15 protein-coding genes and 1 pseudogene are annotated in these 13,303 nt (G+C 60.3%); 7 read left to right on the top strand and 9 right to left on the bottom strand.

Translation table 11 applies throughout. The features are described 5' to 3' along the window. Positions 1 to 29 precede the first annotated feature (29 nt). Positions 30 to 611 (bottom strand): IS30 family transposase, encoded by a 582-nt coding sequence (locus FDW84_RS00520; protein WP_171046585.1) that lies wholly within the window; start codon positions 609 to 611, stop codon positions 30 to 32. A 490-nt stretch (positions 612 to 1,101) separates the two neighbouring features. Here FDW84_RS00520 and FDW84_RS00510 point away from each other — a divergent pair, with 490 nt between their 5' ends. The 3 genes from FDW84_RS00510 to FDW84_RS00500 all read left to right on the top strand — a co-directional run bounded on the left by FDW84_RS00510 (position 1,102) and on the right by FDW84_RS00500 (position 4,149). After that, a complete protein-coding gene (locus FDW84_RS00510; RefSeq protein ID WP_138605512.1) occupies positions 1,102 to 2,355 on the top strand; it encodes a tyrosine-type recombinase/integrase in 1,254 nt (417 codons plus the stop codon). Between the two features lie 126 nt (positions 2,356 to 2,481). After that, on the top strand, positions 2,482 to 3,528 hold the full coding sequence (locus tag FDW84_RS00505) for a LysM peptidoglycan-binding domain-containing protein (RefSeq protein ID WP_171046584.1): 1,047 nt from the start codon (positions 2,482 to 2,484) through the stop codon (positions 3,526 to 3,528). Between the two features lie 312 nt (positions 3,529 to 3,840). Beyond that, entirely contained in the window at positions 3,841 to 4,149 is a 309-nt protein-coding gene (locus tag FDW84_RS00500) for a hypothetical protein (RefSeq protein WP_138605508.1), read from the top strand. Positions 4,150 to 4,172: 23 nt separating this feature from the next. Here FDW84_RS00500 and FDW84_RS00495 read toward each other — a convergent pair whose 3' ends face one another. The 5 genes from FDW84_RS00495 to FDW84_RS00475 all read right to left on the bottom strand — a co-directional run bounded on the left by FDW84_RS00495 (position 4,173) and on the right by FDW84_RS00475 (position 6,475). Continuing rightward, positions 4,173 to 4,556 (bottom strand): hypothetical protein, encoded by a 384-nt coding sequence (locus FDW84_RS00495; RefSeq protein ID WP_138605506.1) that lies wholly within the window; start codon positions 4,554 to 4,556, stop codon positions 4,173 to 4,175. Positions 4,557 to 4,687: 131 nt separating this feature from the next. Continuing rightward, positions 4,688 to 5,521 (bottom strand): hypothetical protein, encoded by an 834-nt coding sequence (locus FDW84_RS00490; protein ID WP_138605504.1) that lies wholly within the window; start codon positions 5,519 to 5,521, stop codon positions 4,688 to 4,690. 80 nt (positions 5,522 to 5,601) lie between these two features. Beyond that, positions 5,602 to 5,802, bottom strand: a complete 201-nt coding sequence (locus tag FDW84_RS00485; protein ID WP_205754707.1) for a hypothetical protein — start codon at positions 5,800 to 5,802, stop codon at positions 5,602 to 5,604. A 33-nt stretch (positions 5,803 to 5,835) separates the two neighbouring features. Next, on the bottom strand, positions 5,836 to 6,162 hold the full coding sequence (locus FDW84_RS00480; protein WP_240721311.1) for a hypothetical protein: 327 nt from the start codon (positions 6,160 to 6,162) through the stop codon (positions 5,836 to 5,838). Next, positions 6,143 to 6,475 (bottom strand): hypothetical protein, encoded by a 333-nt coding sequence (locus tag FDW84_RS00475; protein WP_138605502.1) that lies wholly within the window; start codon positions 6,473 to 6,475, stop codon positions 6,143 to 6,145. The genes FDW84_RS00480 and FDW84_RS00475 overlap by 20 nt, the downstream gene beginning before the upstream one ends. Positions 6,476 to 6,651: 176 nt before the next feature. On the opposite strand from FDW84_RS00475, the gene FDW84_RS19875 reads away from it, so the two are divergent. Both FDW84_RS19875 and FDW84_RS19870 read left to right on the top strand, forming a co-directional pair. Continuing rightward, a complete protein-coding gene (locus FDW84_RS19875) occupies positions 6,652 to 7,551 on the top strand; it encodes an IS30 family transposase (RefSeq protein ID WP_138605500.1) in 900 nt (299 codons plus the stop codon). Next, complete coding sequence (locus tag FDW84_RS19870) at positions 7,538 to 8,014, top strand: IS30 family transposase (RefSeq protein WP_171046582.1); 477 nt, start codon at positions 7,538 to 7,540, stop codon at positions 8,012 to 8,014. Before FDW84_RS19875 ends, FDW84_RS19870 begins: the two co-directional genes overlap by 14 nt. 124 nt (positions 8,015 to 8,138) lie before the next feature. On the opposite strand, the gene FDW84_RS00460 is transcribed toward FDW84_RS19870, so the two are convergent. Then, positions 8,139 to 8,591, bottom strand: a complete 453-nt coding sequence (locus tag FDW84_RS00460; protein ID WP_138605496.1) for a hypothetical protein — start codon at positions 8,589 to 8,591, stop codon at positions 8,139 to 8,141. 45 nt (positions 8,592 to 8,636) lie between these two features. After that, positions 8,637 to 8,996, bottom strand: a complete 360-nt coding sequence (locus tag FDW84_RS00455) for a hypothetical protein (protein ID WP_138605494.1) — start codon at positions 8,994 to 8,996, stop codon at positions 8,637 to 8,639. Between the two features lie 565 nt (positions 8,997 to 9,561). On the opposite strand from FDW84_RS00455, the pseudogene FDW84_RS00450 reads away from it, so the two are divergent. After that, a pseudogene (locus FDW84_RS00450) lies at positions 9,562 to 10,763 on the top strand (IS110 family transposase). A gap of 12 nt (positions 10,764 to 10,775) precedes the next feature. Here FDW84_RS00450 and FDW84_RS00445 read toward each other — a convergent pair. Next, entirely contained in the window at positions 10,776 to 11,393 is a 618-nt protein-coding gene (locus tag FDW84_RS00445; protein ID WP_138605492.1) for a hypothetical protein, read from the bottom strand. 664 nt (positions 11,394 to 12,057) lie between these two features. Between FDW84_RS00445 and FDW84_RS00440 the strand changes: the two genes are divergently transcribed. Further along, the gene (locus tag FDW84_RS00440) at positions 12,058 to 13,128 is read left to right on the top strand and encodes an IS110 family RNA-guided transposase (protein WP_138605737.1); all 1,071 of its coding nucleotides are present in this window, start codon (positions 12,058 to 12,060) and stop codon (positions 13,126 to 13,128) included. The last annotated feature ends 175 nt before the right edge of the window (positions 13,129 to 13,303 follow it).

Here is a 13,303-nt window from a genome sequence, read left to right as displayed (position 1 = left end):
TTGATCAGGTGTCTCAAGCCCTTTCCACCTCAAGACACTTGCCTTCCGAGACTGTGGTCCTGAAGTGGAGCGTCGATTGCGTCTGCGGACTTAGCAGCAGCCGCATACACCGCGAACCTGGCGGATGCGCTGGACCAATTCAGGACTGCCCTTGGTCGGCTGTTGATCTTCTCAGCTGCGAACAGGACATGAGCCGGTTCAACTGCGCTCAGATCATCTCCCTTCCGGAAGTACTGGCGGAGCAGTCCATTGGCGTTCTCGTTCGAAGCACGTTGCCAGGGGCTGGCCGGATCATAGAAGTAGACGAGCGTTCCCAGCGCGGCGGTGACTTCGGCATGCTTGGCCATCTCGGAGCCCCGGTCCCACGTCAACGTCCTTCTCAGCGTGGCCGGCAGGACCCCCATGGCCTCAATGAGCTGGTCATGCATATTATCGGATCTGTTTCCAGGGCGGAGCGCAAAGGCAACGAGGAGCCTCGAAGAGCGTTCCACCAGCGTCACTATCGCTGATTTGTTTCCCTTCCCCATGACGAGATCACCTTCCCAATGGCCCGCTTCTTCCCTGGTAGCGATGTGGGCCGGGCGGTCACCAATCTTCAAAGCATCAACCACGGTCTGCAGGCCCCGCCGAAGGAGGGGCTAGATGGGGTGGAGCGGGCACGTACGATCCGAAGAACAGCAGCCAAAGAACGTCGTAGACACGACGCAGGAGCGCCGGAAGGAAATTCCCCTCCAGGAATTTCCCGCCCTTCGCCCTTGCGGGTAGACGGGCCTCCGTCGGGCACAGCTCCGCCAGCAGCCAAAAAAACAACTGTGAGTCTTTCAGTGGTTGGTCTGGGACTGACTGGCAGTGTTGGTGCCGGTTGTTCTGCTTGCTGCGTGACTCGAAAAAACAATTGCCCCTTAGGGTGCGTTTCCCCCGATTTGTCCGCGCAGGGTGGAGCGGCCGGCGTTGGCCTGTCCCACGTCGGTGGCTTGATTAGAAGCTTGCCCAGCCTCTGCAGGTTGTGGCTCATCACAGTTTTGCCTCGAAGTGACTCTTCCCAGGAACCAGCACCGGTCGTGATGCGACCCGTCTTTGACCGTTGGATAAGGAAGGAGGGTGGCCGCGTTGCCTCTTGTTGCGCAGAACCGCCCAACGTCATTGGGGTGGACTGTGCCGGCGTTCTTGAGCTCCGCTGAAGACCTGAAGGAAAAAGGAAATCGCCTGCTCGAACGCACCTGGCCGCCGCCCATTTCGGAGACGTACACCGTCGACGGGGTGACATATCGGCGCCACGACCCGCCCGTGCACAAAAAATCGAACACTCGCGCCAGGATTTGGGCAGAGGTGGTAGACGCCGAGACAGGTTCCAGACCGCCTGTTCCGGTGGGAAAACGGGCCGACGTCACCTCTGTCGAGGCTGACAGTTTTTGGGGCTGGGCGGTGGCATCAACCCTCAAGGAAACCGGCGTTCGGATCGAAGAACTGCTGGAGCTGACCCAACTGTCGCTCCGCCACTATGTGGCTCCCACAACCAACACCATCGTGCCGCTTCTGCACATCGTGCCATCCAAGACTGACCAGGAACGACTGATCCCAATGTCCCCTGAACTGGTCAAAATCCTCGTCGAGGTGCAGCGCCGGGCCCGCGGCATCGGCCAATCCGTTCCGCTCTCCACTCGATTTGATCCCAACGACAAAACCTTTAGCGAACGCCTGCCTCACCTGTTCGCCCGGCTGGTCGGGCCCACACAAAACGTTCTGTCCAACCACTACGTTCGGAAGCTACTCATCGGCATCGCCTCCCACGCGGGGCTCAGCGATGGCGGCATGCCCGTGACTTTCACACCCCACGATTTTCGAAGGCTCTTCGTTACCGAGCTCGTAGGCTCGAACCTACCGCTGCATATCGTCTCCACCCTCCTTGGGCACCTGGACCTGGAAACCACCCGCGGCTACACGGCGGTGTTCCCCGAGCACGTCATCCAGGCCCACCATGCCTTTATTGAACGCCGCAGACAAAGCCGTCCCGGCCATGAACTGCGCGCGGCATCATCGGATGAATGGCAAGAGTTCGAGCAACACTTCCTCCTGCGCCGGGTCGCTCTGGGGACCTGTCACCGGCCCTACGCCACCCCCTGCGTGCACGAGCACGCCTGTGTCAAGTGCCGGTTCCTGCAGGTCGATCCCGCACAAGCAGGACGAGTCGAGGACATGACCGCGAACGCCGAAGCCCGCCTGGACGAAGCCAGGCAGCACCAGTGGCTGGGCGAGGTCAAAGCCCTCGAGGAGAACTTGGTGCACCTTCGTCGCCGACGCGACGAAATGACCGGATCACCCGGACCAGTCCGTGTCAACGGCGGCCAGGCTTGAGGGAAGCCCGACCTCAATGGGCTCCCGCTCCGGAACCTCCGTGAATGCCAAAACGATCAACTAGGCTCTATCTGGTCTGTTGGACTCTACTTCCCGTTTTGAGCGGGACTTTCTGGGGGAATGCTCGTGCCGAAATTTGTTGGTGCTTCAAAGTCGCGTAAGGAATCGACCGCATGGTCGATCGCCGCATGCCTTTTAGTCCTGCCGGTGGGACTCACGTCATGCACCTACTCGGCTGAGCCCTCTTCCGCAGCGGCATCGACTGCCGCGCCGGTTTCGTCGGTAGGCGCGGCTGATTCACGGTCTTCTCTGGGCGGAGAAATCCACGCCGATTCTTTCGGGAACGTCGACTTCTACACCACAGTCTCGGGCGACACTCTTGCCAAAATAGCTGCCACATACAAACTTTCCGAAGCGAAGGTTGCCGAATTCAACGGACTGCAGCCAGGGACGACGTTAACGCCGGGCACAAAGCTGCGGCTAATTCCGGACGGGCCCATGAATGGCGCCAAGGGTACCGCAACAACCGACACAAATGGGATCCCCACGAGTTATGTAGTCACACCTGAGGACACCCTCGGCGGTATCACCTACCGATTCAACCTCACAAAAGAGCAGCTGGCAGAGGCAAACAAAGTCCCCTTCACCTACGAAAAGGGCGGTACCTACTTCATCCAAGCCGGGCAAACGATCCAGCTTCAAAAGAACCCGGTGGACAGCCGATCGGGCAAGGGAAAAACAGTCACCAACTCGTTCGGCCAAGCCGTCTATTACACCACCGTGGATGGTGACTCGTTCGATAGCCTCGGATACCAATTCCGCTCCACGACCGAACAGATCCTGCTTTACAACCCTTCACTCGCGGCAAACGAGCCTATCCCGGCGGGAAGCAAACTGCGGCTGATCCCCGGCGAACTCAAGATCGAAGGTGCACAGGGCACGTTCACTTCCGACGCTGAAGGTATTCCACTCACCTACATCACCGCCCCCGGTGACACCGAGCGCCAGATCTCATTCCGATTCAGCATCACCGATCTGAGAGCAGCGAATCGCCCGACCACCGGCACGGGCGGAACCTGGTACGAAGCTGTTGACCTGCCAACCGGCGAATTAGCACCCGGACAGACCATAAGCCTCGCGCTGGACAAGCCCATCAACAAACCAGGCCTCTAAGCTGCAATGACCGTAGTTGAAACAGCCCTTTCGAAACCTCTTCAGATGAGCCGGCGCCGCTTCGGCTGGGGTATCACTGCTGCCATGGTTTCCGGGCTTCTGGGAGTCGCCGTCCACGTATGTGCCACCTGTGCGCTGGAAGCGGGTCCGAACTGGTAAGTGCTCTTCGTCCTGCCGGAGTGGAGTCTCCTATTCGGCGCCCACCTCATCAGCGGCACGGCAGCGGTCACCGGCCTGGCCCTATTGCTACCTCCGCTCCTGCGACAAATATCCCGGACCTGGCTACGGCGGCTAGTTACTGGACTGGTGGTGATGGCAGCGGTCGCAGCAGCTTTGCCGTGGTTCGTGTATTTTGTGGGCCTCGGACTGAACACGATTTCAGGGACCTATAGCAAGGTCACGGCGGAGGGCGGTGAGAGCGTCATTATCGAGCACTCAGGCTTCGACCGCCGCGCATACAGCGTGTTCCGCCAGAAGTCATCCTTCTTATGGGAGAGAAGTGGTGGTTGGCACACCGCACCGGACGTCTTCGACCCGAATGCTTGCACCCTCATGGCCCGAAAAGAAGATCTTCAGCTGACCTGTGGCACCGACAGCGTTCAAGTGCCGTCTCACAACTAATCGCTTCGGTACTAGCCCAATGGTCAGTCCGACAGACGGCCAGGCACCCCTGAATACTCGGCCCAGTACTTCGCCGAGTCGATGGCATCCACCCCAAGAAACCAGCTTGCAAAGAAAGCCGCAAGCGCCAGGACTGTCACCAGCGACGCGCCGACGATCCGGATGGGCCGGCGGGGAAAGGCGAACATCGAGGCCACGGCAGTCGCGGCGGACGCCGCCGGAATGATCAAGGAGAAAGCCATAGTCCACTGCCGCTCAGAGATTTCTGCTTGCCAATAAGAAACCGGGTGTTCGTCGGGATCCCAGTCGAATCCGGAAGCAAAGGCTACGAACGTCGAGATGACCGTCAGGAACAATAGAACGAATCCCAAGCCCAACCATTTGCCACCGTTCAAGCGCTCCCCCATGGGAGCCATATAAGCACGGAAGCGAGTCCGGGCAGTAACCAGGTTCCATGAACTGCAGGGAGGAGGCCTGCTGCGATTGCCCAGGAATGCTGTCAGCAGATCGACCCTGTTGCGGCGATCATTGGAGCGCCCTACGAGGAAAGCCGAGAACGACGGATTACCTCATTTGAATAGTCGGCGACATGCAGCATCGTTTTGAGCTGTTGGGATGATGCTTCGAGATCGGCGATTTCAGCCTCTTGCTCCGCCACTGAACGACCGTTTTGTTTGAGCTGATTTCGCAGGCGCTTCATCTCCTCCAGTACGGTTTCTGCCTCTTCGAGCTGGGATGAAACCTTCGTCATGGACTTTTCCAGAGGCTCTTCCGGATGCACGAAATCGGGGGGAGGGCACGTTTTGGCGGGGACGGCTGCTGTTCGGGCCACCAGAATCCTCAGCAGGACTCGGACTGAAGCGGCAAAGACGCTTTTCGGATTCGTGGCATCGGGCAGGGCTAGGTCCACCGTAGGAAAGACAACTCGTGGATCGTCGAAGTCAGCAGGTATTCCCCTGGTTCCTCCGGGGAACTCCGCCGCTGGAATCACCTTTGGTGCATAGAGTCTTCTGCCAAGCTCGAGAGTCATGCACAGGTCACGCAGCGAGTCAGTGGAAAGAGTGGCATTCACCTCGTGGGCAGCCTTGTTCCTGATGCGCCGCACAAGTTCAAGTTCCCTCCGTTCACTCTTTGAAATCAGGCCCAGGCTTGCCGCCATCTCTATCCTGGACGAAAACTCACCAAGGGGGCCGTTCGGACCGAACATCTCTTCACGCCGAACCTCCTCGTTGAGATACGCGCTAAGAAGACCTTCCAGAACGACGTCCAAGCCAGCGGCTCCGACGATAACTAACCCCCGGTCACTCTGCCCTTCGAGCTCTTTCTCGAACTCGTCGACAAAGATCTGCATCTCAACGCCGTCAAAGCTCATGCTCTCCCCGGTCTAGCAATGTCCAAGACATAGATTTGTCATTGGCTGTCTCCAGCACCACTACGTTCTCATGACGTGCCTTACCCAGCTCGTAGGCAGAACCGGACAGTTTTTCCTCGCACCAGATGTCGCCCTTGCAAAGTACAGAGAAGAAAACCGTCCCACTTCGGTTCATAGACGCTGCCGCCGGGGAGCGCCGCCTCAGCCGGCACCGATTCAACCGCTTTCGCCAGTGCCAGCGGCACGGGCGGCCGCAGCGAGGCCGGTACGTCCTCAGTCATGACTGCCACGCTACCGCCGCCGGCCCTAGAGGGTTACGCGGCGGCCACCCCCGCGTCCGTGATGCCGGCCAGCAGCCACTGCTCGGACAGCGGGTCCCGGCGCAGCTCGAAGGTTCGCAGCGCCGAGGTCGAGGTCAGCCGGATCTGGACCTGCCAGTGTTCGACGCTGACCAGGTCACCGCACCCGACAGGGGCCCGTTTGGCGGTGTTCCACCAGTCCGCGCGGCTAAACCAGTGCACCGGTTCGGCGGCCACGGCCCAAATCCGGCCGTCATACCTGACGGCCAGCGGAACACCTTTCGCGGTGAACCGCACCTGCACCGGCACGTCCAGGGGTTTGTCAGTTGCTGTTCTTGCCACGGGTCGGCTCTCCCAAATTCCTGTTCATCATTTCCTCCCGACGGGTGACCGCCGAACTCCACACCCAAGTCCGGTACGTGACCGGGCCGTCCTTCCACGTGACCTCGGCGGCTTTCGCTGTCCAGGCGAAGACCTCACCGTCCATCAGCTCGGCGCAGTTCGGAAACCGGATCCATGCCTTCACCGGGATCCCCGGATACCCGTTCTTGACCGGGAAGTGCTCGAAATCGAGCTCTTCCGCGGTCAACCCGATTGGGCCTGCCCGCCGCGCGTACTGCGCCTGTAGCGCGGCCGCAAAACTCTCGGAGGACATACCACAACCTTAGAACACATATTCGAATAGACACGCCAAAGGAAGGCGGCCAAAGGGCTTGGCAGCCATTGCACATCTTCACCTAGGGGTACGACAAACAGCCCCGGGTTACACCCAATATGGACAGGGCGGTTTCCAACGATCGTCGCAACACCGAGTGAAAGTGGTGTTGATTCATGCGCAGTTCGACGCGCCGCTCGAGGAAAATGGGGCCTCCGGGCTTGGTTGAAAAGAGGCCCTTGTATGTTCAGCTCATGAAAGAAGGGCACTCCAACCGGGCAGCATGCAAGATTCTCGGGATCAACCAAAACACCGGCCATCGCTGGTTGCATGGACGCAACGGCGTGGAGGGCTTGGTGCAGCAAGGCTTGGATCCACGGCTACGTAAGGCAGTCCCTGCAGCTGTTTCGAGCCGCTATTTATCAGAAGACGAACGCATCTTCATTGCCGACCGGCTACTGGTCCGGGCGAGCCTTCGATCCATCGCTCGTGATCTTGGGCGGTCCCCGTCCACAATCAGCAGGGAGTTGGCTCGGAAACGTCCCGACAAGCGTCGCTATCACCCGTTCCGCGCCCAGAAACTGGCACAGAAGAGAAGGCCGAGGCCAAGGCTGGCCAAGCTTGCAAGTGATGACGAGCTGCGGCATTACGTTGTGGAGTGCCTGTCGCAGCGGTGGAGCCCTCAGCAGGTCTGCCGGGCCTTGAAGGCACGGTTTCCAGGAGAAAAGCATCGACATTTGGCGCATGAAACGGTTTACCGTGCGCTTTACCATTTGAGTATTCGCCCAGTTCCAGCCGGGTCTGCCCGGTTACTTCGATCGGGTAAGTTCAGCAGGCGTCCGCGGTCCAGGACCAAGGTGAAGCCCCGCCATTACATGGCTGATGCTCTGAAGATCGGTGACCGCCCAGCCCACATCGCTACCAGGGAAGAAGCGGGCCATTGGGAAGGTGATCTCATCATGGGGAAGGGGAACAGATCAGCGATAGTGACGCTGGTGGAACGCTCTTCCCGGCTCCTCGTCGCCTTCGCGCTCCGTCCGGGAAACAGGTCCGATAACATGCGTGACCATCATTGAGGCGTTGGGGGTCCTGCCGGCCACATTGCGGAGGACCTTGACGTGGGACCGTGGCTCCGAGATGGCTAAGCATGCCGAAGTCACCGCGGCGTTGGGAACTCTCGTCTACTTCTGTGATCCGGCCAGCCCTTGGCAACGTGCTTCGAACGAGAATGCCAACGGACTGCTCCGCCAGTACTTTCGTAAGGGTGCTGACCTCAGCACGGTAGAACAGGCTGAAGTCAGCTTCGCCGCTGATGAGATCAACAGACGGCCACGGGCCGTCCTCAACTGGGATAGCGCTGCAGCGCGTTTTGCTTCCCTTACCGTTGCTGCACTTCAGACCAAGGGGGTTTCAGGTGGCACTGGAAAAATGGCTCGACTGCCCACAACCGGGGACAATTCAATAGGGTTATCCACCGCTACGGTGACCAAGGAGCTACCCCACCGGCTCCCAATTCCAGCCATGGATAAACCTCATTGACCCCCAACCATGGACAGCAGAACTGGGTGCGGGGCATAGTCGCGTTTGAGGAACCCTCAAGCGAGAGTATTTCGTTGACCAGCAACATCACCTGTCAATCACAGGCAGGATCCTCTAACGCAATTTAGTAATCCCCCAAGGGGTCGGACGCATGAAAGTACTGCTCGAGTGTGTTAAATGCTGCTGGCACCCTCCGATTGGAGACCTCGGCTACTCGCCGGCTGAAGTAGTCTTCGACTGCAACGCGATCGAACCGGTCTTGCACGAAGGCTAGGTGCCGGTCTCCGAGCTTAAAGCGTTGATCTGACTCGCTGAAGGTTGGTGAACAAACCCTTAACCACAGTTGTTCAGCGATGGGTGTCATAACAGGAGAGTCAAGAAGCGGCCAAGGCGTTGCCCCAGTACTCCAGATAACATCCTCGGTGACCAGTTGAGCCACGAAAACGGTGGCCCAGGCATCACCGCTTTGACCGAATGATTCTCCTGAGAAGATGCGCTTGTCTTCCTCCTCGGTGGTCCATTCAGGAAACGGAAGGTACTCGCATTCCTCATATATCTCAGAAATCCTGATGGGCATGCCTCTATCATCCTCGACCGCCTGCGCTGTCTAAAAGAGGAACGCTCAATACCAGGTTTTCCGCATCCTGCCCAGAATCGATTTGAGTTCGTTCAGTTCATAGAGGCAGAACCGGTAGTCAAACTGCGATGATGGCACGTCTCTGCGGAGAGTCTGGAGGGTTGCCAGAATGGTGGCTCTCTGGCTGGACGTTGTTGGTGCTCCATTAGCGCCGGAACAGAATTCTATGAACTCGACCACAGAGAAGGCATAATCGGCATCGCTGTCAGTAAGGCACAAGCTGTTCACCAGTCGAGGATCTATGAACTTCGGATGAATGACCGATGATTCGAGTGCATCCAGGTGGAAGTAGAAAAGCCCGACGGCATCCGATTGACGGTCCCGGTGCCTGTTGAAAAAACCCATGTGTTATTCCAACACGAGACCCTCGGCTCGGTTCGGACCTTTCCGTAAGCCGAACTGCCACGGTAAGGCGTGCAGACCCTGAACGCGCATTCAGTTACCTTCGACTAGAGCCTGTTGCGACGATCGTTGGAAACCGCCCAGCTTTGAGCTGTGCGGAGGGCTCCACCTGCCCACAGTGGGCATAGCCCGGGCCAAAGCCCTGGGTTCCGCTGCGCTTCACCCTTATGGTCGTCCGCTGGCGCGGCCGGCTGTTGGGTCCAGTGCCGGCTCCGCAGGGCTCCGCCGTCCCTGGCCCTGGTGTGTCTACGACGTTTTTGGCTGCTGTCCTTATGTTGTTGTCGGGTGGTTCCGCGGCCGTTGTAGGGTCGTGGCTACCCAGGGGAGGCAGGTATGGCTTTGTTGCTGTGGCCGGGCGATTCACGTCGTGACGGCTCCGAAGGATTGGCCGCCCGCACTCTCCGCGATGACCCGACCGCTGATTGAGAGACGCGACATGATCGCCGGATAAGGACACGACGGCGCGGTTATCTGCTGGGATCCACCACCCGACAGACTGGAGGCTGTTTTGGCGAAATTGTGGGCCGGCATCGACGCCGGCAAAGCCCATCATCACTGCGTCGTGATCGACGCCGACGGAAACCGTCTGCTGTCGCAAAAAATCCCCAACGACGAACCGGCACTGATCGAGCTCTTGTCCAACGTCCTCAAACTCGGGGAGGGGGACGAGGTCACTTGGGCAACGGACCTGAACCACGGCGGACCCGCGCTGCTGGTCGCCATCCTCGTCGCCCATGGCCAGAACATCCTCTATATCCCCGGCCGGGTCGTCCACCACGCCTCCAAGCTCTACCGCGGTGAGGGCAAAACGGACGCGAAAGACGCCGCAGTGATCGCGGACAGGCCAGGGTGCGCCGGGATCTGCAGCCGCTGCGGGCCGGGGATGAGATCAGCACCGGACTCAGGATCCTTACCGCCCGCCGGGCCGACAAGTCCGCTGACCGGGTCCGGGCGATCAACCGGCTGCAGGCCCAACTGCTCGAATACTTTCCCGCCCTGGAGCGGGCCTTTGACTACAGCCGGTCCAAAGGAGCGCTGCTGCTCCTGACCAAACACCGGACCCCGGACGGGATCCGCCGCACCGGTCAGGCCAGGCTGCACGCCTGGCTAAAGAAACACGGCACCCGCTCCTCAGCTGCCGTCGCCGCAGCAGCAGTTGCAGCGGCCAAGTCCCAGCACACCACCGTCGCGGCCCAGCACGTGGGGGAAAGGATTGTTGCAGCCCTCGCACAGGAAATCATCACCTTGAACGAGGAACTGGCCACACTCGATGCGCTGATCAGCGAGAAAGTCACCGAGCACCAGCACACCGAGGTGCTGTTGAGCATGCCCGGCTTCGGACCTGTCCTCGCCGCTGAGTTCCTCGGTGCCACGGGCGGCGACCTGGCCGTCTTCCAAACAGCGGACCGGTTCGCAGGCGTCGTCGGACTCGCCCCAGCCCCCAGGGACTCCGGAAGGATCAGCGGCAACCACCACCGCCCCAGACGCTACGACCGCCGGCTCCTCCGGGTCTTCTACCTCTCCGGCCTCTCGGCCCTGAAATCCTGCACCGCCTCCCGTACCTACTACGACCGAAAACGCTTAGAGGGCAAAACCCATATCCAGGCCATGCTCTCCCTTGCCCGGCGTCGGCTTAACGTCCTTTGGGCCATGCTCCGCGACGGCACCACCTACACCACCGTCCCGCGGGCACGACCTATGGCAGCATGACGGCTTATCGAGTCAGCAGGGTTGAGCGGTGGTGGCAGGACCCACCTTGAGTTGATGAAAGCACATCGCCCCGGCCGCGATGAGACCAGCCAGCCCCACCACCACCATGGTTGCCACCACCACCGGACGCGGCTGGAGTTGCAGCTCGAGGGGCAACCGAAGCACGAACATCTCTACCGTGGCTCCAATCGGAACCACCAGCCGGCACAGCAGACCCCACCAGTTGGAACGGACGGCCACGGCTCCGACCGGCCCGAGCATAAGCCCGAAAGCAACGGCGGCTACACCCCAGAAAGATATGTCGCCGACTAGGCCGTCCCACGACGTGATGACCCGTGCCTGCGTGGGATCAACGTAATACACCGGATCGTCGGGATCGTTGTGGGTGTAAACCCCGTTCCACAGATCGGTCAGGTAGTACCCGACAACGGCGAACAGCAGCGTGGCGATAGCAGTCATTGCTGGCCGGCGCACTGCATAGGCGCCGGCCAGAACGCCAAGGCCGGCCCAGGACCAGCCGACCCCCAGGACCTGGGACAGAGCAACCAAGGCGGGATGAGCCCGAGAGACGGCGTTGAGGCCCGCGACCAGGGCGCCGAAGCAGAACCCGCCCACGACGAACCAGAGCATCCAAGCGCTCCTCTGACTTTTCGAAAACATCCATCCACCGTATCCACAGGGCTGTTCCATCGCGGGAAAGCCTCAACGCATGTCCTGACCTGTCATTCGACCGAAACCACAGCACTGTCGCGACGATGAAAAAGTCGGCCCGTAAGCGGCACACCATCCGTTGACAACATTATTGAGATTCCTTCGGATCGTACGTGCCCGCTCCACCCCATCTAGCCCCTCCTTCGTCGGGGCCTGCAGGCCAGGAATTTCCTTCCGGCGCTCCTGCGTCGCTTATTTCCTCCAGGAATTTCCCGCCCTTTGCCCTTCGGGTAGACGGGCCTCCGTCGGGCACAGCTCCGCAAGCTCCGCCAGCAGCCAAAAAACAACTGTGAGTCTTGCAGTGGTTGGTCTGGGACTAGCTGGCAGTGTTGATGCCGGTCGTTCTGCCTGGTGCGTGACTCGAAAAAACAATTGCCCCTTGAGGGTGCGTTTCCCCCGATTTGTCCGCGCTGGGTGGAGCGGGCGGCGTTGACCTGTCCCACGACGGTGGCTTGATCAGAAGCTTGCCCGGCCCCTGCGGTTGTGGCTCATCACAGTTTTGCCTCGAAGTGACACTCTCAGGTTCAATGCCGGTCGTGATGCGACCTGTCTTGCCCGTTCGAAAGGAAGGAGGGTGGCCGCGTTGACTCTCGTTGCGCAGACCCGCCCGTTCGTCATTGGCGTGGACTGTCACGCCCGCACTCACACATACGCCATCATCGAGGCCAGCACCAAGCGGCAAATCGCGTGCGAGCAGTTCCCGACCACCTCGGCGGGGATGTCCCGCGCACTTGGTTGGGTAGGCCGACGGACAGACGGGGATATGGCGTGTCTATGGGCCATTGAGGGTATCGGTTCTTATGGGGCACGTCTGGCCCGGGCAGCAACCGACGCTGGCTACGACGTCGCCGAGGCCCCACGGATGAACGCCCGAGCGCGCCGGGGGATCGGCAAATCCGACCCTCTGGACGCCGCCGCCATCGGAACCGCTGTCCTGAACTTAGAGGAGTCCCAACTCCGCACTCCGCGCCGGGATGAAGGAACCCGTGCCGCACTCAGGATCCTCAGCGCAGCCCGGGATCAGCTGACCCGGGACCGCACAATGAATGTCAACGCGCTCATCGCCTTGCTCCGGGCACATGACCTGGGAATCGATGCCCGTCAGTCATTGGTTTCCGCCCAGATCTCCACGATCACCAGGTGGCGGGAACGACAGGAACCGATCGAACTGTCGATCGCCCGGGAGGAAGCAGTTCGGTTGGCTCGCCGCGTGCTCGAAGTGACCGCTGAGCTGGCTGCGAACCAGAAGCGCATGACAGAGCTGATCCAACAAAGCCCCGCGGCGCCGCTTTTGGAGATAGTGGGCGCCGGGGCTGTCACGGTGGCTACTGTCCTGACAGCGTGGTCGCATCCGGGAAGGGTCCGCAGCGAAGCCGCCTTCGCCTCACTGGCAGGCGTGAATCCCTTGCCAGCCTCAAGCGGTAACACTGTTCGGCACAGGCTCAACCGGGGCGGTGATAGACGCCTGAACCGAGCCTTGCACACCATCACCATGACCCGGATGGTCCACGACCCCGGAACACGGGAGTATGTCGCTAAACGCACCCAAGAAGGTCGTAGTTACCGTGAAATACGCAGGTCCCTCAAGCGCTACATCGCCCGAACGCTCTACCGCCAGCTCAACGCTCTTTACGCCACTGCGGAACCCGGGTAACCACGCTGCAGAGGTTGAAACTGCCGGCGGGCGCCTCGGACAATCATCCCCGGGATGCAATGGCAGTGCACCAATCACGCCAACTAAGTGCCTCGAATCCCTAGGGATACGAGGCGCTGAGGTTATGAGACACCGGGGTCAGCTGGCCGAGAGGATCCCCCGCGGGGCCAGACAC

Origin of the sequence: Pseudarthrobacter sp. NamE5 (assembly GCF_005796225.1) — a bacterium.
Classification (GTDB): Bacteria; Actinomycetota; Actinomycetes; order Actinomycetales; family Micrococcaceae; genus Arthrobacter.
Note: the sequence above shows the minus strand (reverse complement) of the source record. Positions and strands in the feature narration are given on the sequence as shown.

Coding starts and splice junctions, on each gene's coding strand:
- FDW84_RS00445 (WP_138605492.1), bottom strand. CDS start 11,393: ATGCTCTGGTTCGTCGTGGGCGGGTTCTGCTTCGGCGCCCTGGTCGCG.
- FDW84_RS19875 (WP_138605500.1), top strand. CDS start 6,652: ATGCGCAGTTCGACGCGCCGCTCGAGGAAAATGGGGCCTCCGGGCTTG.
- FDW84_RS00485 (WP_205754707.1), bottom strand. CDS start 5,802: ATGACTGAGGACGTACCGGCCTCGCTGCGGCCGCCCGTGCCGCTGGCA.
- FDW84_RS00500 (WP_138605508.1), top strand. CDS start 3,841: ATGGCAGCGGTCGCAGCAGCTTTGCCGTGGTTCGTGTATTTTGTGGGC.
- FDW84_RS00455 (WP_138605494.1), bottom strand. CDS start 8,996: ATGGGTTTTTTCAACAGGCACCGGGACCGTCAATCGGATGCCGTCGGG.
- FDW84_RS00475 (WP_138605502.1), bottom strand. CDS start 6,475: ATGTCCTCCGAGAGTTTTGCGGCCGCGCTACAGGCGCAGTACGCGCGG.
- FDW84_RS00495 (WP_138605506.1), bottom strand. CDS start 4,556: ATGGGGGAGCGCTTGAACGGTGGCAAATGGTTGGGCTTGGGATTCGTT.
- FDW84_RS00490 (WP_138605504.1), bottom strand. CDS start 5,521: ATGAGCTTTGACGGCGTTGAGATGCAGATCTTTGTCGACGAGTTCGAG.
- FDW84_RS00460 (WP_138605496.1), bottom strand. CDS start 8,591: ATGCCCATCAGGATTTCTGAGATATATGAGGAATGCGAGTACCTTCCG.